We start from the raw sequence: 25,465 nt of genomic DNA on the forward strand, positions 1-25,465 counted from the left end.
TTAAACTGAAGGAGTAATGAATATGCAATATCCAGAACCAATTGCGAAACTGATCGACAGCTATATGAAACTTCCAGGAATCGGTCAGAAAACAGCGACAAGACTCGCGTTTTATACAATCGATATGAAAGATGAAGTAGTGAATGAATTTGCTAAATCTTTGTTAAGTGTAAAACGAGATTTACACTTTTGCAGTATCTGCGGAAACATCACAGAAGAAGATCCTTGCGAAATATGTAGAAACCCTTCACGTGATCGCAGCATTATCCTAGTGGTCGAAGAGCCCAAAGATGTAATGGCGATGGAAAAAATGCGGGAATATCACGGACTTTATCATGTACTCCATGGTGTGTTATCACCGATGGAAGGGACAGGTCCAGAAGATATCAATATTTCTTCGCTGCTGCAGCGGCTGCATGATGCAGATGTAAAAGAAGTGATCATCGCAACAAATGCGACAACAGAAGGAGAAGCAACAGCAATGTATCTCTCACGTCTAATTAAACCAGCCGGTATCAAAGTAACACGTTTAGCACATGGGTTGTCTGTAGGCTCTGATATCGAGTATGCAGATGAAGTCACGTTATTGAAAGCTGTCGAAGGAAGACGCGAGTTATAAATTTCTAATTAAATGTTTTTTCAGATACAATATAGAAGCAGCATAAGAGATGGGGGCAACAATGTGAACGGACTATTTATTACAATCGAGGGGCCTGATGGTGCAGGAAAAACCAGCATCTTGAATGAACTTTTCCCTCTTTTGAAAGAAGTAGCAAAAACAGAAATCATTCAAACAAGAGAACCGGGAGGCATCCCGATTGCTGAAGAGATTCGAGCGGTAATCCTGGATCCAAAAAATGATCGGATGGATGAACGCACGGAAGCACTACTTTATGCGGCGGCAAGAAGACAGCATCTAGTCGAAAAGGTCTTACCTGCTCTGGCAAAAGGGAAAATCGTTTTATGCGATAGATTTGTCGACAGTTCTCTTGCTTATCAAGGTGCAGGCCGACGCATCGGCGTTACCGAGATTGCTCGGTTGAATGAGTTTGCTACAGAAGGTACTACGCCAGATTTTACCCTTTATCTTGACGTAGATTCAGACACCGGATTAAGAAGAATCAAGAAAAACAGACAAAACCAAATCGACCGTTTAGATTCGGAAGGTTTGGAATTCCACCAGCGTGTACGACATGCTTACTTAAAGCTGGCAGAAGAGAATCCGGAAAGAATCCACAAAGTTGATGCAAGAAAAAGCTTTGAAGAAGTGCTGCAAACAAGTTATCATACAATTATTGAACAATATCCGCAATTTTTTGAAAACTAGGAAGGTGAACGTTTATGAAAATTATTTTAGCGATTATCCAAGACAAAGACAGCAACCGTTTATCAAATGAATTGATTGATGCAAATATCCGTGCCACAAAATTATCATCGACAGGCGGCTTCCTTAAGGCTGGAAACAGCACGTTTATCGTGGGTATTGAAGATGATCGAGTAGAAGAAGCATTGGAAATCATCAAAAAAACGTGTGAATCAAGAAAACAATTTGTATCTACACCTGTTACATTGGATATTTCGATGGATGGGGGCGTCCCTTATCCAGTAGAAGTAGAAGTAGGCGGTGCAACAGTCTTCGTCTTACCTGTTGAAGGATTCCATCAATTTTAGGAGGAGCTGAGCTATGAATCAAGAAATAAACTTGGCTCAAATGCAACCGATCGTGTATCAGCAGCTTCAACGGAGTTTTGAGCATGGGCGTCTCGCTCATGCTTATCTTTTTGAAGGAGAAAAAGGAACAGGAAAACATGAAGTAGGTGTGTGGCTCGCACAGCATCTGTTCTGTACCCAAATGGAAGACAATCAGCCTTGCGGAAAATGCAACAATTGTCAGCGGATCGAAAAGAAAGAACATCCAGATGTTCTGGTTATCGAACCGGACGGACAAACAATCAAAGTTGACCAGATCAGACGTTTGCAGACAGAATTCAGTCGCAGCGGATATGAATCAAGAAAAAAGGTTTTTTTGATTAAAGAAGCTGAAAAAATGAATAGCAGTGCGGCAAACAGTCTGTTGAAATTTTTGGAAGAACCACCGGGAGATTTTTTAGCGGTATTAGAGACAGATGCAGTAGGAAGGATTCTCCCTACTATTCAATCCCGTTGTCAAGTGCTGCATTTTCAAGAACTTTCGAAAGAAGCATTGATCCATCGATTGCAAGAAGAGCAGATTCCATTAGAAAAATCAAAACTTTTGGCTTTCTTAACAAACAGTTTAGGAAAAGCAGTTGAAATCTCTCAAGATGAATGGTTTAATGATGCTAAGGACTTGATTTATCAATGGTTCGTTTACTTGCAAAGGCAAGACACTCAAGCCTTTATCTATGTCCAAAAAAAATTAGTGAAATCATTTAAAGAAAAAACACAGCAGTTTACAGGATTATCTGTCCTGATGTTTTATTATCAGGAAGCACAGCGTCAAGCAGTAGCGAAAGGCGAATATGGCAAAGTGAAACAGATAAACCAGATAATTGAACGAATATTGATCGCAGAGCAGAAACTACGTAGCAATGTCGGTTTTCAAGCTGTTGCGGAACAGTTCGTTTTGCAGACGATTTTTTAGCTTGCCGCAGAGGACGATAATCAAGGAGGATGGAAATGGTAGAAGTAGTAGGTGTCCGATATAGAGATGCAGGTCATATCTATTATTTTGCACCAGGAGACTCTGAATATATTTATAATGACAAGGTATTAGTCGAATCTCAGCAATCCTTACATATTGCTACTGTTGTCCTTCCTAAAAAAGAGATTGATCCCAATGACCTTCCTGAAGCTATTCGTCCAATCTTGCATAAAGCATCAAAAGCTGAACTAGAAAAAGACAAAAAAAATAAAGAAGATGCGCGTGATGCATTGCAAATCGCAAAAGAAAAAGTGCAGTTGCGTGAGCTGGAAATGAAAATAGTCAAAGCTGAATATACATTTGATCGAAACAAACTGATTTTTTCTTTTACGGCGGACGGGCGAATCGACTTTAGAGAATTGGTAAAGGATCTAGCCGCTGTATTTCGTACTCGTATTGAGCTTCGACAAATTGGTGTACGCGATGAAGCGAAGATAATAGGCGGAATTGGTCCATGTGGGCGTCCATTATGCTGTTCTTCTTTTTTAGGCGATTTCGTGCCCGTATCGATCAAAATGGCAAAAGATCAAAGTTTATCTTTGAACCCAACAAAAATTTCCGGTTTATGCGGACGCTTGATGTGCTGTCTACAATATGAGAGCGAAGAATACGAGACAGCAAAAAAAGAACTCCCTGACTTTGGAAAAGTAATTGTTACACCTGATGGTAAAGGGAAAGTCGTAGGGTTGAATCTGCTTAGCCGTATCGTTAGTATTCGGCTGACTGGACGGGAAAATCCTGTCGAATATGAATGGGATGAATTGAAAGAATTTATCCAAGTAGGTGAGATAAATGGATAAGAGATCATTATACGACGGATTGAATCAGTTAGAATCAGAGTTGAGAAATACATTAACAGAACTTGTTGAAATGAAGCATGCTTTGCATGAAATCGTAGAAAAAAATACGACTTTGGAGATGGAAAATCAACGCTTGCGAGAACATCTTCGGGAATTGAACCAAGTTGCACAAGCTCCAGCTGAAAATGTGAAGCAAGAACTTTCCAAGTCTCGTATGAATCTTGAAAAAATTTATGAAGAAGGCTTCCATGTCTGCTACGATTTATATGGATCAAGACGGGACAATGACGAGCCTTGTGCGTTTTGTCTAGAAGTGATCTATCGCGAAAGCGGTCGATGATCAATAACAAGAGGAGACTGGAGCGGAGAAAGACTGCTCCAGTTTTTTTATTAAGGAGATTGTGACAGATGTATAATCAAAAAAGTTTCAAAGGAAATACAGTATACGGGAATTTATATCTTGTACCGACGCCAATCGGAAATCTAGAAGATATGAGCTACAGAAGTGTTCGTATGCTACAAGAAGCAGACCTTATCGCAAGCGAAGATACGCGTAATACACAAAAATTATTGAATCACTTCGAGGTTCATACGCCCCAAAAAAGTTTACATGAACATAATTATAAAGAACGTGTCCCTCAATTGATTGCTTTGTTAAAAGAAGGAAAAACGATTGCTCAAGTCAGTGACGCAGGAATGCCTTCCATCAGCGATCCTGGACATGAGCTAGTTTTAGCCTGCATAAAAGAAGGGATTTCTGTGATCTCTATCCCAGGACCTACAGCTGGGATGACGGCTTTGATTGCTTCAGGGCTAGTGCCTCAACCATTTTTATTTTATGGCTTCCTTCCACGCAAGAAAAAAGAACAGAAAGAAACATTGGAAAAGCTAAAAGAACAAACAGCTACGCTGATTTTCTATGAGTCACCTTATCGGATCACAGCTACGTTGACGAATTTCTTAGACATTTTTGGTAATCGCCAAGTCGTTTTGTGTCGAGAATTGACAAAGATCCATGAAGAATACCTTAGAGGAAGTACCGAAGAACTACTTGCATATATCGAAGAACATCCAGTAAAGGGGGAATGTTGTCTGCTTGTAGAAGGAAATTTGTTTGAAACGACAGGGACAGAAGTGGATGAAGAGCAGGGATCCTTAAAAGAACAAGTAGAAGCAAAGATTGCATCAGGCGAAAAGCCAAATGCTGCTATCAAAGCAGTAGCGCTTAAAAATGGACTGAAAAAACAAGAAGTTTACCGTCAATATCACGAATTAGACTGAAATAGTATAAGTAGTATACAATGAAGCGACAATGTGGAAAACAGCTACTAACTTCTCAAATCTCTTGAATGCGAACGAACGTTCCTGTATAATGGCTAAGAGGTGAGGATGATGGAGCTGCAATTTCCTTTACATAATGATACATCAAGAAAAATCATTCATATCGATATGGATGCTTTTTTCGCTTCTGTTGAAGAACGAGATCATCCTGAGTTTCGTGGGCACCCATTAGTAATTGCTAGACATCCCAGTGACACTGGTGGGCGTGGAGTAGTGACTACGGCAAATTATGAAGCAAGAAAATTCGGAATTCATTCAGCAATGAGTGCACAAAAAGCGTATGAACTTTGCCCGCAAGCCATCTTTAAGCCTGGCGACCATCATAAATACAGCGAGATTTCCAAACAAGTACGGGAAGTATTCTATCATTATACAGACATTGTGGAACCAGTTAGTATCGATGAAGCGTATCTTGATGTGACCGAAAATAAAATCAATTGCAAGTCAGCCATCAAAATCGCTCGAATGATCCAGGCAGATATTTGGGAAAGAGTCCAGCTAACATGTTCTGCGGGAGTAAGTTACAATAAGTTTTTGGCCAAATTAGCATCAGACTATCAAAAACCTAGAGGGATCACAGTAGTTGCACCTCAAGATGCTGTGCCATTTTTAAAAGCTTTGCCAATTGAAAAATTTCATGGAGTAGGGAAGAAAACTGTACCTAGAATGCATGAGTTAGGGATTTATACAGGAAAAGACCTATATGAATGCACAGAAATGATGTTGATTCGAAATTTTGGAAAAATGGGCTATTCTCTTTATCGTAAAGTGAGAGGAATCCATGATTCTCCAGTAAATGTTACAAGAGAGCGAAAATCTGTGGGAAAAGAGCATACGTATGGACAGCCATTGCAAACGGAGGAAGCCGTGCTGGCTCAGTTGCGCCAACTAGCTGAAAAAGTAGAAGAAGCACTGAGAAGAGTCCAAAAACATGGGAAAACAGTGGTTTTGAAGGTCAGGTACACCGATTATTCTACTGTGACCAAAAGAGTGACATTGCCAGAATACATCTATAAAAAAGAAGCGCTCTTTTATCAAGCAAGTCTTATATGGGAGGAAATCTTGGGAGTAGAAAAAGGGATCCGATTGTTAGGAATCACTTTGACGAATCTTGACCCGATGACCTATGAAAATATCGTCCTTCCGTTATGGGGAAATCAAGAAATATAAAAACAGCTTTGAGAGTTGAAAATGGAAATCCGTTTTCTCTCTCAAAGCTGTTTTTATATCAAGTCTTGTTTTTTGATTTGTTCATAGGTTTCTGTTGCATCCGTACATTTTTCCCAAATCATAACTTGGTTGGATTCTAAAGATTTTTGGACATGAATGATTCGCTGGTTGCTGCTTCCGCGAAATTGTAGTTTTAGGTCACGTTTGCTCAATTCAAAGCGTCCGTCAACAAGGATATCGATTTGCGAAAGTAGTTCTAATTTATCTTCTGAATCTTGTAGCAATTCATCAAAGGTATAGCCTGTCCATGACCAGATATCTTTTGTCGTACCGAACTCTTTTCGGATACGTCGTACGACTTGCAAACAAACATCTGTATTCAAAAAAGGCTCGCCGCCCAATAAAGTCAGTCCTTGTACGTAATCGTTGCGCAAGTCAGCGATGATTTGTTCTTCTAATTCAGGTGTGAATGGTTTGCCATATCGAAAATTTTGTGCAGCTTTGTTGAAGCAACCTTCGCAGGCGAATAAGCAGCCGCTAACGTAAAGACTGTTACGGACACCTTCACCATCGACAAAATTAAACGGTTTGTAGTCAGCAATATAGTTTTGACTGTAGTCTTTTGCTAACCATTCTTTTGGTTTTGGATTTCTCATAAAAAAACTTCTTTCATTTAAGGTTCAAAGATATAGCTATTGAAGATAAAATCTACTCGACCACATAAATAAGAACAAACTGACCTAAATCCATTGTTCAAGAAAGCTTGTTCTTATTTTGATAGAGGGCGTTCAAAGACACAAAGCATCGAAAGAGAGTGGTGAAAAAAGACTTGTCACAGCTCCTTATTCTGAATAAACGGTGTTCAAAAGCTTGCATCTGCGGTAATAAGCCCAACTAAACGAAAAATATGAGGAGCTATTTTTGTTTAGCTGTTCTTATTACTTGATGCAGGACAGCTTTTTCACAACCTCTCCACTAAACGGTGTTCAATCAGCTGACCTTCGGTATTAGCTCAAAAAAACGGTAAAATATGAGGAGCAATTTTTCCATTTTGTTTCTCTAATACTCAGGTCAGGACGCTGATTTCACAACCTCATTTCATGTGTTTCACACGTGAGGAAATTTCTTTGTGGCGACCATGTACCATCGGACGAGCTTGTGGATTTCCTAAATAGCCACAAGTACGTTTGACTACATCACATGTTTTTGGGTCATGATTTCCACATTCTGGACATTCGAAGCCTCGTTCTGTTGGTTTGAAATCACCTTCAAAACCACATTGGTAGCAATGGTCAATTGGCGTATTCGTACCAAGATACCCGATTTTATCATATGCAAAATCCCATACAGCTTCTAAAGCTTTCGGATTTTGTTGGAGCATAGGGTATTCACAGTAGTGGATGAATCCACCTGAACAATATTTTGGATAATCCTTCTCAAATTCCAATTTTTCAAATGGCGTTGGGTTTTTACGCACATCATAGTGGAAACTGTTTGTATAATATTCTTTATCTGTGATGTTTTCGATGATACCAAATTTTTCTGTATCTAAACGACAGAAACGATCAGTCAGACTTTCACTTGGTGTTGAATAGACGCTGAAATGATAACCGTATTCATCACCCCATGCATCCGCATTGGCTTTTAATTCTTTGACGATGTCAAGTGTGAAAGCTTTTGCCTCTGGGTTTGTTTCCCATTCGCCACCGAAGAAAGCTGAAGCAACTTCATATAATCCAATGTAGCCTAATGATACAGTAGCTCGACGGTTTTTGAATAATTCATTGACAGAATCGGTACGTGAAAGACGTTTTCCGAAAGCACCATACATATATAAGATTGGCGCATTTGCTGGAATGGCTTCTTTACAACGTTCTACACGATAGAGAAGCGCATCTTTCATGATTTCCAAACGGTCAGACAGTAACTGCCAGAATTTGTTCTGATCTCCTTTTGATTCGATCGCGATTCTTGGTAAATTCAATGTAACCACACCTAAATTCATTCGTCCGACATTTACTTCTTGACCATTTTCGTCTTTCCATCCTTGCAAGAATGAACGACAGCCCATAGGTACTTTGAAACTTCCAGTTAATTCGACGATTTTGTCGTAATTTAGAATATCAGGATACATTCGTTTCGTTGCACATTCCAATGCTAGTTGTTTGATGTCGTAATTAGGATCTTCAGGGTTTAAGTTTACACCTTTTTTCAAAGTGAAGATCAGTTTAGGGAAGATAGCTGTTCGCTTTTCACTCCCTAATCCATTGATTCGGATCTGTAAAATCGCTTTTTGGATTTCTCTTTCAAACCAGTTTTCCCCCAAACCAAACCCTAATGAAGTGAAAGGGGTTTGCCCATTTGAAGTAAATAAGGTATTGATTTCATATTCCAAACTTTGCATAGCATCGAAGATATCTTTTTTGGTTTTTGCTTTTGCATATTCTTTTTGGCGTTCTGGCGAATCGATCCATTCTTCCGCGTCTTTTAGATGTTTTTTATAGTTCAATTCTGCAAAAGGAGCCAGCAATTCATCTGTTCGGTCGGCAGAACAGCCACCATATTGACTTGACGCAACATTAGCAATGATCTGTGAGATTTGTGCTGTCGCTGTCTGGATAGATTTAGGTGATTCCACTTCCGCATTCCCAATTTTGAAACCGTTGTTCAGCATACCTTTGAAATCAATCAAGCAGCAATTTGTCATCGGTGTGTAAGGATGATAATCCAAATCATGATAATGGATATCACCTTTTTGATGCGCATTTGCTATATGTGGCGGCAACATTTTCAGTCCGATTGATTTTCCGACGATGCCGGCTGTTAGATCACGCTGTGTATTGAAAACATTACTGTCTTTATTGGCATTTTCATTCACGACAGTCTGGTCTTTGTTGATTAGTTTTTCAATCGAAAAGTTGATATCTGTCGCTTTACTACGAGCAAAATCCCGTTTTGTACGGTAATTGATATACTCTTCTGCTAATTCATATTCGTTTTTTTCTAATAAGATATGTTCCACGATGTTTTGAATCTCATAGATCTTGACATTTTCAGCAAACCGGCTTTTGATTTCTTGGACAACCAAGTCTGCAATCATTTGGATTTTTTCGTAAGTAAGTGGGGATAATGAGCCGTGAATTTTCTTTTCAGCTTTGATTAGTGCTTCGTTAATCTTTTGTTCATCGAAATCAACATGGCGGCCATCTCGTTTGATAACTTTCATCTGGTGTGCCTCTGGTTGCTGAGTAACGACTGTTTTCTCTTCATAATTTACTTTCATTATCTTCAACTCCTGCTAAATTGTTCTTGTCTATCATAAAACAAAATTTAGGAAGGAGCAACTAATTATCGGCTATATATAGTATTCAATCCGCTGTATAATTGGATTTCTATACTATATGTAGTGTATATTTTATTGTGAAAAAAAGTGAAAACTTGTAGTTGATGGATTTATTTTTTGCATATTTAATTTAGCTGAATAAAATAATTGAATAAAATTTTTTTATTTGGGCTAAGAAAAAGTGACAAAAACATAAGAGCAAATTGTTCGTAGATATGCTACTATGCAAATAAACAGAAATGAAAGAGGAGAAGAAGAATTGGAAAAGATGATCGAAGTGAAACATCTCAGTAAAAGCTACGGTAGCAAACTTTCTCCCGTCAAAGCTTTAGATAATATCTCATTCACAGTAGAAGAAGGCGAATTTGTTGGAATCATGGGTCCAAGTGGTGCAGGTAAGACGACGTTGATGAATATTTTATCCACGATTAATTTGCCTACGATGGGTAGTGTCTTGATTCAAGGAAAAGAAATCACAAAAATGAAAAATAGTGAGCTCAGTGACTTTCGCCGAAAAAAACTAGGATTCATTTTTCAAGAATTCAATTTGATCGATACTTTAAATGCAAAAGACAATATCCTATTGCCCCTAGCAGTTGAACGGATGACTAAGGAAGAGATGGAAAAGAGAGTAAGACACGTAGCTCAATTGTTGAATATAGAAGAACTGCTAAAACGATATCCAGATGAGCTTTCTGTCGGTCAGCGACAACGAATTGCAGCCGCTAGAGCCCTTGTTGTTCAGCCACAAGTAATCTTTGCAGATGAACCAACTGGATCTCTAGATTCAAAGTCGGCCACAGAATTGTTGAATTATTTACAGACTATGAATCAAAAAGAAAAAGCGACGATCTTGTTAGTCACCCATGACCCATATACAGCGAGCTACTGTGACAGAATTTTATTTATTAAAGACGGCGTGATTTTTTCAGAAGTTGTGAGAAGAGGGACAAGAAGAGAATTCTTTGAAAAAGTAATCGACATGCAGGCAACGATTGGTGGAGGAGGAAAAATGAATGCTGTATAAACTAGCCGTCAAAAGCTTTTTTCGGCAGTCCCGAGGGTATCTTGTTTATTTTTTCAGTTTGACTTTATCCGTGATGATTTATTATTCATTCAGCGCAATGACCTATGATCAATCTTTAGTTAGAAGAGCAAGTCCAGATACTTCGATAGATGGCGGATTGAGTTTTGGCGGACTGATCATTACTGTCGTTTTACTTTTTTTCGTATTCAGTGCCAACCGATTTTTTTTGAATAGAAGACAAAAAGAAATAGGTATCTATCAACTTTTTGGTATGAACAAACTACAAATTTCAGGTATATATGTGTTGGAAATCATGATAATTGGGTTATTTGCCTGTATTTTTGGGATATTGCTCGGCATTATTTTCTCCAAACTCTTTTCCATGATTTTGGTTCGAATGATGGATATGGATCTTAATAGTCCGTTTTTTATCTCCATTCCATCAGTCGCAGATACTTTATTTGCTTTTTTCATCATCCTTTTAGCAGTATCTGTGTATTCGATATGGAAAATCTGGCGCTACCCGATGATTCGAAGTTTTGGAGAAAAAGAACAAGCAGATAGTTCAACGATGCGTTTCAGAACAAGGCATCGATTATTCGCTGTCATTGGGTTATTGCTTTTAACGAGCGGATATTTTGGGGCTAGTCATTTTAGAGAAATCACTTCATGGATGATCAGTCATCATTACCTTGAGACATTCATTCTCTTTTTGCCTTTTCTGATCTTTTTCATTTGTGTGATTGGTACTTATTTGTTTTTCTGCTATACATTTCGGCTCTTTTTGATCATATTGAGTAAATGGAAGCTCTATTACTATGGGATCAATTTTTTAATAATAGGTAATACACAAGTGCACCTGCTCAAAAGCTGGCGTACGAATTCTCTAATTACAGTCATTCTTGGAATTTCTTTAATGACGATTGGCGGTACGGCTAGTATTTCTACTATTTTATCGTATCAGGAGAAAGTATCCTCCCCGATGGACTATCAGTTTGATGTCGAGACAGGGAAAAAAATCAAGCCTATTCTGGCAGAGGAAGGACAGAAGATAACTAAAGAAATCACCTTGCATTATAAAGTCATAGGTAGTATCTACAGACCAGATCTCGAAGAACCTATGTTTCAAACTGCTAATCTGATCTCAGAAACAGAATATCAAGCCTTCAGAAAAGTTAATCCGGATTTGCCAAACGTTTCTTTGAAATCTCCTAACCATACTGTTTTGCTTGATCAAATGCAAACTCTTTTCCGGAATATTTCATTATATGGTTCTAGTATTGGATTGCCAGATAATCAAGAGTTGAAGATTCAACAAATGCTTCCAAGTGTATTAGGTGATGAAACGATGGTATATCTAAGTCCTGTACTAGTCGTGGATGATAACGTTTTTGAAAAAGCAAAAGGTGTAGATTATCAAGTGGTCAATGTGGATGTGTCAGGTGGAAATAATGAAAAGATAGATGAACGACTGAGCAGTGAAATGTCGATAAAGTGGCTCAATGCTATTTATTATTCTTATGATATCGTAAATGGGCGTCTGCAAGGAGAAATTAGTACAAAGAAACTGCCAGATGACAAAATGAAGGAAGCGCAATTTAGTCAAGAAGGTTCTCGGTTGAACTTCTCTTCCAGCTATTCAAAATTGCGTGCAGTCAACCGGCGGATTGGTATCAATATTTTTGTCACACTGTTTGTCGGAATGATCGTCATTATTGCTACTGGCAGTATTCTGACCGTTCGACAATTAGCAGAAGCAGAGGAAGAAAAAGAAAATTATCACCTATTAACTAAACTGGGGATACCACAAAGAAGAATTAGAAGGATGATTTTCGAGCAAAACGCACTTACCTTTTTTCCACCCATGATATTAGGAATCACTCATGCAGTATTTGCAATCAATGTTTTCACTCAGTATATCAAAACTGCCGATTATTGGTTGGCTTATCTTGTCAGTGGCTTATTGATCCTTATCTATCTTTTGCTTTATGTCATTACGAGTCAGTTATATTGTCGGATTATCGAGGAATGACAGGCGGAATAAGACAAGATAATAAAAAGTACTAAATTTTAAACACCGTTTAAAGAAGAGGTTGTGAAAAAGCTGTCCTGCATCAAGTAATAAAAAACAGCCAAGCGAAAATAGTTTCCCATGTTTTTGATTTGGCTGGACTTATTACCGCAGATGCAAGCTTTTAAACACCGTTTATTTGGAATAAGAGATTGTGACACGTTTTTGTCACAACCTCTTTATTTTTTATATTTTTGAAAATTACTAGAAATTATAAAGAAAAAAGCAGTGTTTTGATGTGCTATTTTTATAAAAGCTATGTGACAAAACTGTTAGTAAAAAAACGGTTTCTGTAAGCTAGACACATGTTTCTTTTTGTCAAAATTCGTTACACTTTGTGTGAGGTTATATGAGGAGGGAATCCAATGAACAAATGGTGGTCTAATCCAAAATTGAATTATTGGGGAAAATTCATCATTCGAACAATTTTTTATAGTGCGGTACTGCTGTTCCTGATCTACCTGTATCACTATAAAAATATTCAAGGAGGAACATTTATCTATAACGAATTTTAGGAGGAAGAGTATGGAAATCAAAACGATTATTGAAGCAGTCGATGATTGGGGAATAAGCGAACCTGATCGAATTGCTTATCAGGCGGATGAGATGCATACTTTTGGAGAATTGAAACAAGCATCAGACGCACTTGCTTATTATTTAGAAGAAAAGGTAGAAGGAGATGGACCAATCGTCGTTTTTGGTAATTTAGAATTTGAGATGATTGTCGCATTTCTAGGAATTGTCAAATCTGGTCATGCCTATTTGCCAATTGAAGAACATACACCCAAAGAACGTATCCTATCGATCTTTCGGGTGGCTAAACCATCTATGGTCATCAGTATTGGGAATTGGATAGAAGATATTCCTTCTGTTCCTGTCGTAACAAAAGAAGAATTTCAAGAAATCGAGAAGATACCAGTAGAATTTTATCCCAGAAACAGCGTAAAAGGTACAGAAAATTTTTATATTATATTTACTTCTGGTACTACTGGGGAACCAAAAGGCGTACAAATCAGTCATGATAATCTAGTCAGCTTTGTTCAATGGACGATGAAAGACTTTGGGATCAAGCCTGGTATGCATTTCTTAGCCCAAGCGCCATTTTCTTTTGATTTATCGGTATTTTCTATTTATCCTGCATTAGTTTCTGGTGGAATGCTGAAGCCGTTAAATAAAGCAGTTATTCAAGATTTTCGTCAATTATTCGCGACATTGCCTAACTTGAAGTTGAATATTTGGGTTTCTACTCCATCTTTTATGGATATTTGCTTGATGGAGCCTACCTTCAATGGAGAAAATGTGCCAGAATTGGACATGTTTTTATTTTGCGGAGAAGAATTGACAAAAAAAACTGCAGAAACGCTACTTGATCGATTCCCAAATGCACGGATATATAATACTTACGGTCCAACAGAAGCAACTGTGGCTATTTCAAGTATTCAGATTGATCAGCACGTACTAGATAAATATGACCGACTACCGATTGGCTATGTAAAAAAAGACACCAAAGTTTCTATTGTCCAAGAAGACAAACTTGTTCCAAAAGGAGAAACTGGTGAAATCATTATTGCAGGACCAAGCGTATCAAAAGGTTACCTGAACAATCCAGAAAAAACAGCAGCTGCGTTCTTTTGTCAAAATGACTTAGCAAGTTACCATACAGGGGATGCAGGAAGGTTGGATGAAGATGGGCTTTTATTTTATGAAGGCCGTATGGATCAGCAAGTCAAATTGCATGGTTACCGGATCGAGTTAGGGGATATCGAACATTATCTACTCCAAGACTCCCGGATCAAACAAGCCGTTGTCGTACCAAAATATCAAGGAACAAAAGTGCAGCAGCTTGTTGCTTTCATCGTATTAGAAAACACAACGAAACAACCGGATTTTCAACTGACCAAATCGATCAAAGAACAATTACTGCAAGTTGTGATGGAGTATATGATTCCTCAGAAGTTCCATTATGTCGATCTGCTGCCTCAGACAGTAAATGGAAAAATTGATCGAAAAAAATTAACAGCTGAGGTGAATCCTGAATGATGTTTCCTCATATGATCCCTTACGCAGAGCCGTTTTATTTTTTTCTTTTAGCCATTGCGCTTATACCAATCGTTCTATCTTTACTAATATGGAAAAAAAGATTACCAATTTATCAATCAGTGGTGACACTTTTCTTTTTATTTGTCAGCTTTGGAGGTACTTATTGGGAACAGGGAGCGGCGCTGATTGGGTATGTTTTTTGGCAGACAATCCTTGTATGGGGCTATTTTGTTCACCGGCAAAGGAAAAATCAAACAGGATGGTTTTACGCCGCCGTTATTTTAGCAATAATTCCACTGTTTTTAACGAAAGTGACTCCTTTTTTTGAACATGGAAAAGCATCGCTACTTGGTTTTTTAGGAATCTCTTATTTAACCTTTAAGTCTGTGCAAATGATCATGGAAATAAGAGATGGCATGATCAAAGTATATAATCCATTTCGTTATATCCAGTTTCTGCTGTTTTTCCCGACAATATCTTCTGGACCCATCGATCGTTATAGGAGATTTGAAAAGGATCAGCTCCATCCACCTGTTCGTGATAAATATGTTGATCTCTTGGGAAAAGGCGTCCAAAATATTTTTGTCGGTTTTTTATATAAGTTCATTATCGGTTATTATTTTGGTCAAGTACTGCTCCCTGTAGTAGGGCGCATTGCATTGCAGCATGGTGGGATTTCATGGGCGTTAGTGGGTTACATGTACGTGTATAGCATGTATTTATTTTTTGATTTTGCAGGTTACAGTTTGTTTGCAGTCGGTACAAGCTACATGATGGGGTATCAGACGCCAATCAATTTCAATAAACCATTTTTATCATGGAATATCAAAGAATTCTGGAATCGATGGCATATGACCTTGTCTTTTTGGTTCCGCGATTACGTGTATATGCGGTTGATGTTCTTCATGATGAAGAAAAAAATTTTTAAAAGCAAGATCGTGATGTCAAATATCGGGTATTTCGCTTTATTTCTTCTAATGGGTGTCTGGCATGGATTGACGTGGTACTACATCGTATACGGTCTGTATCATGCTTGTCTGATCTGTCTGACAGATGCATGGATCCGATTTAAGAAGAAGCATAAAGATCAGTTGCCTTCTAACAAATTTACGCATGGCGTAGCCGTATTTTTGACATTTCAAGCGGTATGTTTCAGCTTCCTGATTTTTTCAGGATTTTTAGATAAACTTTTTTTTAGCTAACGAATAGAGACATATTAATTTATATAACAAAGGAGAAAAGGAAAATGGAAGAACAAATTTTATCAATCTTAGAAGAAATAACAGGAACAGATGAAGTAAGAAAAAATCGTGATATTGATTTATTTGATGAAGGTTTGCTTGATTCTTTAGCATCTGTGCAATTATTAGTCGAGCTAGACGGAGAGTTGGATATCCAAGTCCCAGTCTCTGAATTCGAGCGAGAGGATTGGCGCACACCGAATAAAATCATTCAACAAGCAACTGCATTGAAGGGTTGAGTATGAAAAAGAAACTCTTTGCTATTTTTGGACCTGTTGTTCTCGCTTTTGGTCTGCTTGCCCTATTCTTCACTTCTTCCTATCGAGTAAATATTGATAACCCGGAAGTAATCAAGCGAGCGTCTTCATCTATGTCAGCAAATGTACTAAAGGGCGATGCAATAAAAAACAAAGCTTTGTCTGAAAAACAATATATCCCCTTTTTTGGGTCGAGTGAATTAAGCAGGATCAGTCCATTTCATCCGTCTGTTTTGGCTGAAAAATATGATAGAGGTTATCGTCCTTTCTTGCTAGGAGCGCCGGGAACACAATCATTAAGTCAATATATGATGATGCGATCTGCAGGGGATGATTTGAAAAACAAAAAAGTGGTGTTTATCATCTCTCCTCAATGGTTTGTAAAAGATGGTGTAAAAACAGATTATTTCAACACTTACTATTCTGAACTTCAGACCTATGATTGGTTGTTCTCATTGAAAAAAGTTACGTCAGCTGATCGCTATTTAGCTAGAAGACTATTAACTTTTTCAAAAGTAAAAGAGAACGATACGCTGACAGGAATTCTACAAACGATTAAAGAAGGAAAGTTACCTTTACCTGAATCTTTGGATCAGTTGCACAGCCAATGGAACATGTTGAAGCGTGAGGATGAGATATTCAGTGATATCGGTTTGAAAGATCGTCAGCAAAAAATCGATCATGAATCAAAACGATTACCAGACCACTATCAAGAAACAGAATTATCCATTTTGGCAGATAAGATTGGAAAACAAGAAACGACAAATAATCCATTTGGTTTGAAAAACGATTTTTATACACATCGTATCCGATCCCACGAGCCAGAACTCAAACAGTCACAAAAAAATTGGGATTATCGTTTTTCACCAGAATTTTCTGATTTTCAGCTAATCTTGGATCAATTAGCAAAAAATCATAATGAAGTGTTGTTTATCATTCCACCGGTTAACGAGAAATGGAGCGATTATACCGGACTATCTCAAGAAATGCTACAAGGATTTGCCAAAAAAATCAAATTTCAATTAAATAGCCAAGGATTCAATCGAATAGCTGATTTTGTCAATCAAGCTGGTACCAATTATTTTATGGAAGATACGATCCATTTAGGGTGGAAAGGCTGGCTAGCCGCAGATCAACAGATTAGACCGTTTTTAGAAGAAAACCAGCTTCCTAGTAGGTACCATCTCGATGATGCTTTTTTCAGCAAAGATTGGCAACAGCAAGTACCAGATAAACTACGATTAAAATAAATAAAACAGGTGGAGAATATCTGCCTGTTTTATTTATTTTAGAATATTCTGAAAAAAACAGTAAAAATACCAAGTTTGCCTGAACAAAAAACAAAAGCAATGGTATAATCACAATATGAATATAGAAATGGGGGAAAACATTTGGATACAAAAGAAGAACAGCTATTAATTGATTTGACTTCTGCAAAAGGAGTACCTGGGAATGAAGAAGAGGTAAGAGAAGTATTCAGAGAATATGCTAAACCATTCGCTGATGATATTTTTTATGACGGATTAGGCAGTGTGATTGCTAAGCATGGCGCTGGCGGAGGACCAAAAGTCTTTATTTCTGGTCATATGGACGAAGTTGGTTTTATGGTAACAAAAATAACCGAAAAAGGCTTCTTGGAATTCCAAACACTTGGAGGCTGGTGGGGACAGGTGATGCTTGCTCAGCAAGTGGAAATCAAAACACGAGAAGGAAAAATCATTCACGGGGTAATTGGTTCAAAACCACCGCATGTTTTAACACCTCAGGTACGAAATAAACCATATGAAATCAAAGATATGTTTATTGATATCGGCGCATCAAACCAAGAAGAAGCCAAAGAGTGGGGCATACGTCCGGGAGATATGGTCACCCCATATATTGAATACAAACGAATGAACGGCAGTAAATATTTACTGGCAAAAGCATGGGATAATCGGATAGGGACAGCTGTTTCTTTGCGAGTATTGGAGAATCTATCTAAAGAAGCACATCCAAATGTTTTATTTGCAGGAAGCGATGTGCAAGAAGAAGTGGGCTTGCGAGGCGCTCGAACAAGCACGCACCTTGTAAATCCGGATATTGCTTTTGCTTTAGATACTGGTACAGCAGGTGATACTCCAGGAATGACACCAAAAGAAGCAGATTCGATTTTAGGAAAAGGTCCACAGATTTTGATTTTTGATGCATCGATGATTCCGCACAAAAAATTATTGAATTTCGTTATCGATGTAGCAGAGGAAATGGCTATCCCATTCCAATATACAGTGATTTCTGGCGGTGGAACGGATGCAGGACAAATGCATTTGACAAGAGACGGCGTTCCTTCTGTAGCCATTACTGTTCCTGTTCGTTATTTGCATTCCCACACATCAGTGATCCATGAAGATGATTATTTGAATACAGTGAAGCTAGTTACTGAGTTAGTGAAACGACTTGATAGTGAAACAGTTGAAAAAATCCGGAGTTATGAATAATGAATAATAAAATGCCTATTTCTGAATATCGAAAAAAAGCGCGAGCTTCTTTGGAGAATCAATGGGGAATCAATGTTTGGCTTGTTTTCTTATCCATATTGTTCACGAGCGTCATACAGAATTTTTTTGACGGTTTCAGTCCTTTTACGGAAGAAAGCTTGCAGCAAAACCTATTGAGTTTTCTAGTCGATAATTTGCTTTTATTCGCATTCAACTATGCATTGTTTTATATTGCGTTAGTAGTTGTACGAGGTGGCAGACCAAAAAGCAATCTTCTATTTTCAGTTTTCCAAAAAAAATATTTTGGTTCGATACTTGTCATCAATTTGATTAATTCAATCATCAACTGGTTGCTCAACAGTTTGATCTTTCTGCCCATGTTTTTAATCAGTGGAGTGAGTGCTTATACGCAGTTGCTTTTCAGTTCAAGTACGGTACCTACGGATGTCATGCCAGGAGATTTTCTTGATATCAGCTTTGTTTTATCAATGGTAGGGATGATTTTTGTTTCAGCACTTATCATGAGCATCGTTGGCGGATTGTTCCAATTTGCTGCATGGACGAAGTTCGACTATCCTGATTTGTCGGTTGTACAATGCTTAAAATATGGCTGGTTCTTATTGAAAGATAGAATCGGTACGTATATTTTGTTGCAACTATCTTTTATCGGCTGGTATTTGTTAGGGGCAATCGCTTTATTCATCGGTCTTTTGTGGGTCATCGTTTATGTGAATGTATCAGTTGCAGAATTTTATGAACAAGCACGGATTGAAAAAGGTGGTCCAGAAGCCTATTTTGCTTAATCTGTAAGCAGTTTATTCATTAGAAAAATAACTTTTGTGGTAGGATAAATCTTTGAGGGGGAATGTATGATGAAATTAACTGTTTTAGGCTGCTTAGGGGCGTATCCTTATAAAAATCAAGGGACAACAGGTTATTTACTTCAATCTGACGGTTTCAACTTGTTGATTGATGCAGGTAGTGCTACGCTGATCAAATTACAAGAACATCTTGATCCACTTGATTTGGATGCTGTGATCCTTAGCCATTATCATCATGATCATATTGCTGACCTTGGTGTATTACAGTATTACTGGCAACTTCATCCCAAAAGAGATCCGGAGACATTGCTTTCAATTTACGGGCACACAAAAGATTCTGTCCACTTTGAAGAATTGACGATGGCGAATGTCTCAAAAGGACATCCTTATTTTGAAGCCGAAGAATTAAAAATTGGTCCTTTTCTGATTACTTTTATGGAAACAATCCATCCAGTAGTATGTTACGCCATGCGAATCGTAGAAGAAGCAACGGGGAAAGTATTCGTATTTACAGGAGATTCAGGTTATTTGGAAAGTTTCGCTGATTTTGCGAAAGAGGCTGATTTGTTTCTAGCAGATACCTATCTATTTGAAGGAAATGAACAGCATCATGCACATTTCACTTCAAAAGAAGCTGGAGAACTGGCGAAATCAGCTAACGCAAAGAAACTTGTACTTACCCATCTACCTCAGTTTGGCGACTTAGAACAATTGAAAAATGAAGCGCAAAAAGCAGCAGGTAAAGGGATAGATGTAGAACTTGCTGCAGTTGACAAAGTGTTTGACATTTAGGAGGAAGAACATGATTTTTGTACCAAATGAAAACCACGACCCAAGAATCAATTTAGCAATTGAACAATATTTGTTGCAAGAAATGCCATTAGATGAACCCATTTTGCTCTTTTATATCAATGAACCTTCAATCATCATCGGTAGGAATCAGAACACGATTGAAGAAATCAATCGAGACTATGTGGAAGAACATGGTATTCATGTGGTCCGCCGTCTAAGTGGAGGCGGAGCTGTCTACCATGATTTTGGGAACTTGAACTTTAGTTTTATTATGCCTGATGATGGTGATTCCTTCCGTGATTTTGCGAAAGTAACACAACCAATCATCCAAGCACTTCATGAATTGGGTGTTGCCGGGGCTGAGTTGAAAGGCCGAAATGATTTAGTCATTGATGGTATGAAATTTTCCGGTAATGCGATGTATGCTACCAACGGCCGAATGTTTGCTCATGGAACGATCATGTTCGACTCTGATATCAATGAAGTAGTCAATGCATTAAAAGTAAAAAAAGACAAAATCGAATCAAAAGGAATCAAATCGATCCGTTCTCGTGTGACGAATATCAAACCGTTTCTTCCCGAAGAAAAACAAAAAATGACAACGGAAGAATTTCGTCAAGAAATCTTGTTGAAAATTTTTGGAGTAGAATCAGTAGAGGAAGTAAAAACGTACGAATTGACCGACGAAGATTGGAAGAAAATCAATCGAATCTCTGAAGAATATTACCGAAATTGGGATTGGAATTACGGAAAGTCCCCAGATTTCAATTTCTCTCGTCAAAAACGTTTCTCTATCGGTTCGATCGAAGTCCACTTGAATGTATCAGAAGGAATGATTAAAGAAGCAAAAATATTTGGTGATTTCTTCGGACTAGGAGATATCTCTGATGTCGAAAAAAAATTGGTGGGACAGAAATATGATAAAGAATCTCTATCAAAAATAGTTGACCAAATTGATGTGAAAAAATATTTTGGTGCGATAGAACCAGAAGAATTGCTTACCTTACTTTATTAAAAACAAAAAGCAGCGGAATCCTTATGTATTGGATCCCACTGCTTTTTTATATAGAATTCGAGTAATTTCGGGAAAGCTGAACAGTGATCCGATCAATCAATGTATCTTTTTCCTGCGTTAGTGTTCCAGTGTAACGATCTGCCACATCTTTCATCATCATCAAATCAAAGCGTTCCTGATCATCTAATTCTTCTGTGATACCTCGACTGAATATATTCGTATCATAATGTGCACTATGTTCGCAACAAATGACGAAATGATCCTCTTGTTCGTGTATCGACAAATGAATTTTTCGATACAGCGGATTTTCGATGGCATGAGTTTCTCTAAAGGAATGTTCTAGGGCATGAATCAAAAGCTGGGCTAGATCATCATCTTTGATAGGAAGCTCCTCAGGAAGATCTGCTTGGAAGGTGATCTGGATATTCCGTTTAGCAGCTAACTGTTGATAGCGCGCGAAAATCAGATTTGTCATCTGATGATTGCAAAAAGAACACAGCATTTCAAAATTTTTTGCTTCTTCCAAGATTGTTTCCACATATTTTTTTGCTTTTACTTGATCCGTATGCATTAAGTCTTGCAGATTTTCCATTTCCTGAACAAATTCTAAACGAAGCGTATTTACTTCTTGGATATGCTGTCGAAGTTGCTCATAATGCTGTTCCAACAAATCGTTTTTGATTTTTAAGAAATCTACTTGTCTTCGGTCTTTATCTGTGTTCATAATGTGGTCAATCAGATTGTAACTGATAATAACAATCAAAATAATAATGAATAAAATCGTAGACCAATTGATCGTCGTTTGATAAATCCCTAGTGCTGTTTGGATATAAATCAAGCAGTGGATAATGGCAACCAAGACGATCCAAGGTGTACAAACTACATAAAAACGATTGTTCTTATAGGCTTCACCAATGCAGGTAAGCGAAGTGACTAGAGTACTGATAACACTAGCTATATTAGCAATTGGCATCAATTCAGGAAGTTCTGCAGAAGTAAAAGTTGCATAAAGCAGAACACCAGAAAAGATCGAAAGCTGGATTATACAAAAAATCCCATACCATTTTTTATAATAAATCATCCGGCTCCAATAATAGCAGATAATGAAAGCCGAGGTTAGGATAATAAATAAATGAGATAAAAAAGAGTGAACGAATGGTTCAAAAAGAATGCCACTTAAAATATCTTCTGAAACAGCTTCAAATCCTAATGCCAAAGCAAAGCAGCTTAAGATAATCAGCGAGTATTCAAGCCGTTTTTGTTTGTACATCAAGTAGATAGTATAGATAAACGTCCCAATAGCAATGAAAACTGCAATGATCATCGTTAATACTTGCGGTACTGATTGAGAATAGATAAAACCGATTAACGGACCAGTTGTACCTATATAGACTTTCGGCGGCAATCCAGCGTAGTTTTGATAAGGAGATGAGACAGAGATCATCAATGTTTTTCCGATGTAATCTGATGGTAAATCTATCACAGCCAGTGATAGTCCAGGGTTGCTTTCTGCGTCGTAATCTTCCCGTTGGTATAAAATGTTTCCGTTTAGATACACAGTAATCCATTGATGATTTCCTTTGATTAGTAAATTTGCTTCGTTCAACGGTTTCTCAAGTGTCGTTTCCATGATAAATGTTTCGTCTTTGTCTACGGTAGGAATCATACGAGTGTACTTACTGTCAAACTTAAAATCAGGATCATCTTTTGAATAGAAAACCCATGAATCTTTTATTTCTTTCATTTGATTACTATCAGCAGGAGAGAAGATAAAATAGAAGAAATAAGCAATTCCTGCTAAAAATAACAATGATAATATAATTATTATGCTCCATTTTATGCGCATATAGAAAGATTCTTTTTTATTATATATGTTATTAAAAAAAGCCATAAAGGTATTCCTTTCTAAAACTTGTAATTTTAGGGTAAACGTTTTTTTAACTAACGTCAATTATTTATAATAAAAAATGAGATAAAGATGAGGAAATAGAATCAAAAAAACGTCGTTGTCATAAAAATGTGTTTTTACAGTTATAATTTGAAAAAAATTTATCGTTATTATATGATTAAGAAGGATTGAAGAAAGAAAGGAGTTGAAAACGATGCCTGATTACAAAAAAATAACTTTTGTTAGTTCTGTAACGCTGATTATATTTTTAATACTTATTCTTCTCGTCGTCTTGGTTCCCCGAATTTTTGGATTGACTCCTTATATTATTGAGGATAGAGAAATGAACCCATATTATGCACAAGGAAATCTGATATATGTACGACCAAAAAATACAGATGAGATTTTAGTCGGAGATATTATTACATATTATGAAAATTCAGGGAAAAAAATCTCGACACGTCGCGTAATAGCCATTGAAAACAACTACAACGACTTTTATACAAAAGCTGACACACGGACTTATATCGAGCCTGGAGTAGTAAAAAAGAGAAATATTATCGGTAGTCCAATCTTCCAGATTCCATATATTGGTCTGGTCCTTTCCAAAACAGCATTTGCATGGATCCAGGGATTATTCTTTACGATTGCTTTTTGCTTAACAGGAATCACAGCTTGGAATACTTTTGTAGAGTTGAAGAAGAAGCGGAGACGAACACAGAAATTTTTGTGAGAATATTGAAAAAGACAAATATATTCAAGAGATACAATTACTCTTCTGAACGAGTGATACGGAAAACACTCATACAGCTTGTAGATTTAGCTAGTTGTTCGTATAATGTGTAAAGAGGAGGAGTAGTATGCGCAATGAAATGATGCATCGTCCTGTAGTCAAAGAAGAACTATTGGACTTTATGCGTACCCAGCAAAAAAAATTACCGGGTGAGCTAGGCAAATTGGAAGAAGAAGCTCATGTAGCAGAAGTACCGGTTATTCCCCACGAAACAGTTGTATTTTTGAAATTTTTACTTGGACAGATTCAGCCTGAACGAATCTTAGAGATCGGTGCAGCTATCGGTTTTTCATCAAGTGTCATGGCGACAACAATCGGAGAAAATGCTCATGTTACGACCATTGATCGTTTCGATGTCATGATTGAGAAAGCGAAAAAAAACTATGAACGTCTAGGATTGACAGATAAAGTAACCTTGCTTGAAGGGCAAGCCGCAGATATTTTGCCTGAGTTGTCTGGTCCATATGACTTTATTTTTATGGATAGTGCAAAATCAAAATATATTGAATTTTTACCTGAATGTTTGCGTTTGTTACGAAAAGGTGGCGTTTTGATGGTGGATGATATCTTCCAAGGTGGGACGATCTTGCTCCCTGATGAAGAGATTCCCCGTGGCAAACGAGCTATCCATCGTAAATTAAATGAATTCCTTCGTGTCGTGATGAACCATCCTGATTTGACATCGACCATCTTGCCATTAGGCGATGGCGTCATCTTAATGACAAAAGAAGCAGAAAAAATCGATTGGTGATACATGATTATGACAATCAGTAAGTGATTGATTAAATCAAGGAATCCATCTAAATTTGATGTGGAAGAGACTGTATTTGTAAAACAACTGAAGAAAATAGTGAATAGATTGAAATAAACAGGAGTAAGCATGAAGACAATGCAACTCCTGTTTTCGACTGATAACCTTAGAATAGATGGAAGTGAATGTTTCTTTTCAAAGGAGTGATTTGGTAGTTGAATTAAAATAATTGACTATTTGCTAATTAAATAACTATTTCGTATTGACAGAAGCAATTTAATTATCTATAATTATTGATGTTCCGCTGATTCCTGTCATAGTAGCTCAGCTGGATAGAGCATCCGCCTTCTAAGCGGACGGTCGGGGGTTCGAATCCCTCCTGTGACGCTAAAAAACCGTTAGAAACCTCAGTTTCTAACGGTTTTTCTTTGTTTTTTGTGCCAATATTGTTTGTTTTCAAAGGCAAATAAAATAAAAAAAACATCTTTATCTAGTACAATTATAGGAAGTAAAAAATAAAATCCATCAGAAAGAGGGAGCAAATATGTCAATATTATCAAAAATTTTAGTCACTCTAGTGGCCATCGAATTTTTTTATATCATGTACATCGAAACAGTAAGAACTGATTCTGACACGACAAGCAGAGTTTTTAAAATGAATAAAGAAGAATTAAGCAGAAAATCTGTTCAAACATTATTTAAGAATCAAGGAGTATACAATGGACTATTAGGGGTTGGACTACTTTACGGAGCTTACCTTTCTTCCGCACCTAAAGAAATTACAAGTATGCTGTTGGTATCAATTTTTATTGTTGCATTGTATGGAAGTCTGACTAGCGATCGATGGATTTTACTAAAACAAGGTGGGTTAGCTCTGTTGGCCTTGCTTTCTATTTTCTTCTAAATGTAGAAAAACAAGGATCTATTGGACAGGAAACTTTGTGAAAAATATTACTTT

Annotated in this window: 25 protein-coding genes and 1 tRNA gene; 23 read left to right on the forward strand and 3 right to left on the reverse strand. The window is 37.4% G+C overall.

Features of this window, described 5'->3' with window-relative positions; translation table 11 throughout:
• Positions 1 to 22 precede the first annotated feature (22 nt).
• From recR to dinB, 8 genes are all read left to right on the forward strand, one after another.
• Complete coding sequence (recR, locus tag A5816_RS13985) at positions 23 to 619, forward strand: recombination mediator RecR (RefSeq protein WP_002292338.1); 597 nt, start codon at positions 23 to 25, stop codon at positions 617 to 619.
• A 63-nt stretch (positions 620 to 682) separates the two neighbouring features.
• Entirely contained in the window at positions 683 to 1,327 is a 645-nt protein-coding gene (gene tmk / locus A5816_RS13990; protein WP_002292339.1) for a dTMP kinase, read from the forward strand.
• Positions 1,328 to 1,341: 14 nt separating this feature from the next.
• On the forward strand, positions 1,342 to 1,671 hold the full coding sequence (locus A5816_RS13995) for a cyclic-di-AMP receptor (RefSeq protein ID WP_002292340.1): 330 nt from the start codon (positions 1,342 to 1,344) through the stop codon (positions 1,669 to 1,671).
• Between the two features lie 13 nt (positions 1,672 to 1,684).
• A complete protein-coding gene (holB, locus tag A5816_RS14000) occupies positions 1,685 to 2,623 on the forward strand; it encodes a DNA polymerase III subunit delta' (protein ID WP_086311554.1) in 939 nt (312 codons plus the stop codon).
• A gap of 35 nt (positions 2,624 to 2,658) precedes the next feature.
• A complete protein-coding gene (locus tag A5816_RS14005) occupies positions 2,659 to 3,483 on the forward strand; it encodes a stage 0 sporulation family protein (RefSeq protein WP_010733351.1) in 825 nt (274 codons plus the stop codon).
• Complete coding sequence (locus A5816_RS14010) at positions 3,476 to 3,823, forward strand: DNA replication initiation control protein YabA (protein WP_002288076.1); 348 nt, start codon at positions 3,476 to 3,478, stop codon at positions 3,821 to 3,823. Before A5816_RS14005 ends, A5816_RS14010 begins: the two co-directional genes overlap by 8 nt.
• Positions 3,824 to 3,891: 68 nt before the next feature.
• The gene (gene rsmI, locus A5816_RS14015) at positions 3,892 to 4,764 is read left to right on the forward strand and encodes a 16S rRNA (cytidine(1402)-2'-O)-methyltransferase (RefSeq protein ID WP_086311555.1); all 873 of its coding nucleotides are present in this window, start codon (positions 3,892 to 3,894) and stop codon (positions 4,762 to 4,764) included.
• A 108-nt stretch (positions 4,765 to 4,872) separates the two neighbouring features.
• Entirely contained in the window at positions 4,873 to 5,994 is a 1,122-nt protein-coding gene (gene dinB / locus A5816_RS14020; protein ID WP_002310241.1) for a DNA polymerase IV, read from the forward strand.
• A gap of 53 nt (positions 5,995 to 6,047) precedes the next feature.
• Here dinB and nrdG read toward each other — a convergent pair whose 3' ends face one another.
• Positions 6,048 to 6,650, reverse strand: a complete 603-nt coding sequence (nrdG, locus tag A5816_RS14025; protein ID WP_086311556.1) for an anaerobic ribonucleoside-triphosphate reductase activating protein — start codon at positions 6,648 to 6,650, stop codon at positions 6,048 to 6,050.
• Between the two features lie 437 nt (positions 6,651 to 7,087).
• On the reverse strand, positions 7,088 to 9,277 hold the full coding sequence (gene nrdD, locus A5816_RS14030; protein ID WP_002292349.1) for an anaerobic ribonucleoside-triphosphate reductase: 2,190 nt from the start codon (positions 9,275 to 9,277) through the stop codon (positions 7,088 to 7,090).
• Positions 9,278 to 9,596: 319 nt separating this feature from the next.
• Between nrdD and A5816_RS14040 the strand changes: the two genes are divergently transcribed.
• The 11 genes from A5816_RS14040 (at position 9,597) to A5816_RS14095 (ending at position 21,075) form a co-directional block, all read left to right on the forward strand.
• Positions 9,597 to 10,364 carry an ABC transporter ATP-binding protein gene (locus A5816_RS14040; protein WP_002310242.1) on the forward strand — a complete coding sequence of 256 codons (768 nt, stop codon included), beginning with the start codon at positions 9,597 to 9,599 and terminating at the stop codon, positions 10,362 to 10,364.
• A complete protein-coding gene (locus A5816_RS14045) occupies positions 10,354 to 12,396 on the forward strand; it encodes an ABC transporter permease (protein ID WP_086311557.1) in 2,043 nt (680 codons plus the stop codon). The genes A5816_RS14040 and A5816_RS14045 overlap by 11 nt, the downstream gene beginning before the upstream one ends.
• Positions 12,397 to 12,800: 404 nt before the next feature.
• The gene (locus A5816_RS14055; protein ID WP_002292353.1) at positions 12,801 to 12,950 is read left to right on the forward strand and encodes a teichoic acid D-Ala incorporation-associated protein DltX; all 150 of its coding nucleotides are present in this window, start codon (positions 12,801 to 12,803) and stop codon (positions 12,948 to 12,950) included.
• Between the two features lie 10 nt (positions 12,951 to 12,960).
• On the forward strand, positions 12,961 to 14,475 hold the full coding sequence (gene dltA / locus A5816_RS14060; RefSeq protein ID WP_002372741.1) for a D-alanine--poly(phosphoribitol) ligase subunit DltA: 1,515 nt from the start codon (positions 12,961 to 12,963) through the stop codon (positions 14,473 to 14,475).
• The gene (gene dltB / locus A5816_RS14065; RefSeq protein WP_002314225.1) at positions 14,472 to 15,677 is read left to right on the forward strand and encodes a D-alanyl-lipoteichoic acid biosynthesis protein DltB; all 1,206 of its coding nucleotides are present in this window, start codon (positions 14,472 to 14,474) and stop codon (positions 15,675 to 15,677) included. The genes dltA and dltB overlap by 4 nt, the downstream gene beginning before the upstream one ends.
• A 44-nt stretch (positions 15,678 to 15,721) precedes the next feature.
• Complete coding sequence (gene dltC, locus A5816_RS14070; protein ID WP_002292356.1) at positions 15,722 to 15,955, forward strand: D-alanine--poly(phosphoribitol) ligase subunit DltC; 234 nt, start codon at positions 15,722 to 15,724, stop codon at positions 15,953 to 15,955.
• A 2-nt stretch (positions 15,956 to 15,957) separates the two neighbouring features.
• Entirely contained in the window at positions 15,958 to 17,223 is a 1,266-nt protein-coding gene (gene dltD, locus A5816_RS14075; protein ID WP_002372739.1) for a D-alanyl-lipoteichoic acid biosynthesis protein DltD, read from the forward strand.
• A gap of 141 nt (positions 17,224 to 17,364) precedes the next feature.
• Positions 17,365 to 18,447, forward strand: a complete 1,083-nt coding sequence (locus tag A5816_RS14080) for a M42 family metallopeptidase (RefSeq protein WP_002372738.1) — start codon at positions 17,365 to 17,367, stop codon at positions 18,445 to 18,447.
• The gene (locus A5816_RS14085; RefSeq protein WP_002372737.1) at positions 18,447 to 19,250 is read left to right on the forward strand and encodes a DUF975 family protein; all 804 of its coding nucleotides are present in this window, start codon (positions 18,447 to 18,449) and stop codon (positions 19,248 to 19,250) included. The genes A5816_RS14080 and A5816_RS14085 overlap by 1 nt, the downstream gene beginning before the upstream one ends.
• 69 nt (positions 19,251 to 19,319) lie before the next feature.
• Entirely contained in the window at positions 19,320 to 20,060 is a 741-nt protein-coding gene (locus A5816_RS14090) for an MBL fold metallo-hydrolase (protein ID WP_025478302.1), read from the forward strand.
• Positions 20,061 to 20,070: 10 nt separating this feature from the next.
• Entirely contained in the window at positions 20,071 to 21,075 is a 1,005-nt protein-coding gene (locus A5816_RS14095) for a lipoate--protein ligase (protein WP_002372735.1), read from the forward strand.
• Between the two features lie 46 nt (positions 21,076 to 21,121).
• Here the strand turns inward: A5816_RS14095 and A5816_RS14100 are convergent, their stop codons facing one another.
• On the reverse strand, positions 21,122 to 22,966 hold the full coding sequence (locus A5816_RS14100; RefSeq protein ID WP_086311558.1) for a hypothetical protein: 1,845 nt from the start codon (positions 22,964 to 22,966) through the stop codon (positions 21,122 to 21,124).
• A 211-nt stretch (positions 22,967 to 23,177) separates the two neighbouring features.
• Here A5816_RS14100 and A5816_RS14105 point away from each other — a divergent pair, with 211 nt between their 5' ends.
• From A5816_RS14105 to A5816_RS14120, 4 genes are all read left to right on the forward strand, one after another.
• Positions 23,178 to 23,696 carry a signal peptidase I gene (locus A5816_RS14105; RefSeq protein WP_002292363.1) on the forward strand — a complete coding sequence of 173 codons (519 nt, stop codon included), beginning with the start codon at positions 23,178 to 23,180 and terminating at the stop codon, positions 23,694 to 23,696.
• A gap of 127 nt (positions 23,697 to 23,823) precedes the next feature.
• Positions 23,824 to 24,507, forward strand: coding sequence for an O-methyltransferase (locus tag A5816_RS14110; RefSeq protein ID WP_086311559.1), 684 nt, complete (start codon positions 23,824 to 23,826; stop codon positions 24,505 to 24,507).
• A gap of 313 nt (positions 24,508 to 24,820) precedes the next feature.
• Positions 24,821 to 24,894: transfer RNA gene (locus A5816_RS14115), tRNA-Arg, on the forward strand.
• Positions 24,895 to 25,051: 157 nt separating this feature from the next.
• A complete protein-coding gene (locus A5816_RS14120; protein WP_002372726.1) occupies positions 25,052 to 25,411 on the forward strand; it encodes a DUF1304 domain-containing protein in 360 nt (119 codons plus the stop codon).
• Positions 25,412 to 25,465: the final 54 nt, after the last annotated feature.

Source organism: Enterococcus sp. 3G1_DIV0629 (assembly GCF_002141285.1).
GTDB lineage: Bacteria > Bacillota > Bacilli > Lactobacillales > Enterococcaceae > Enterococcus_B > Enterococcus_B lactis.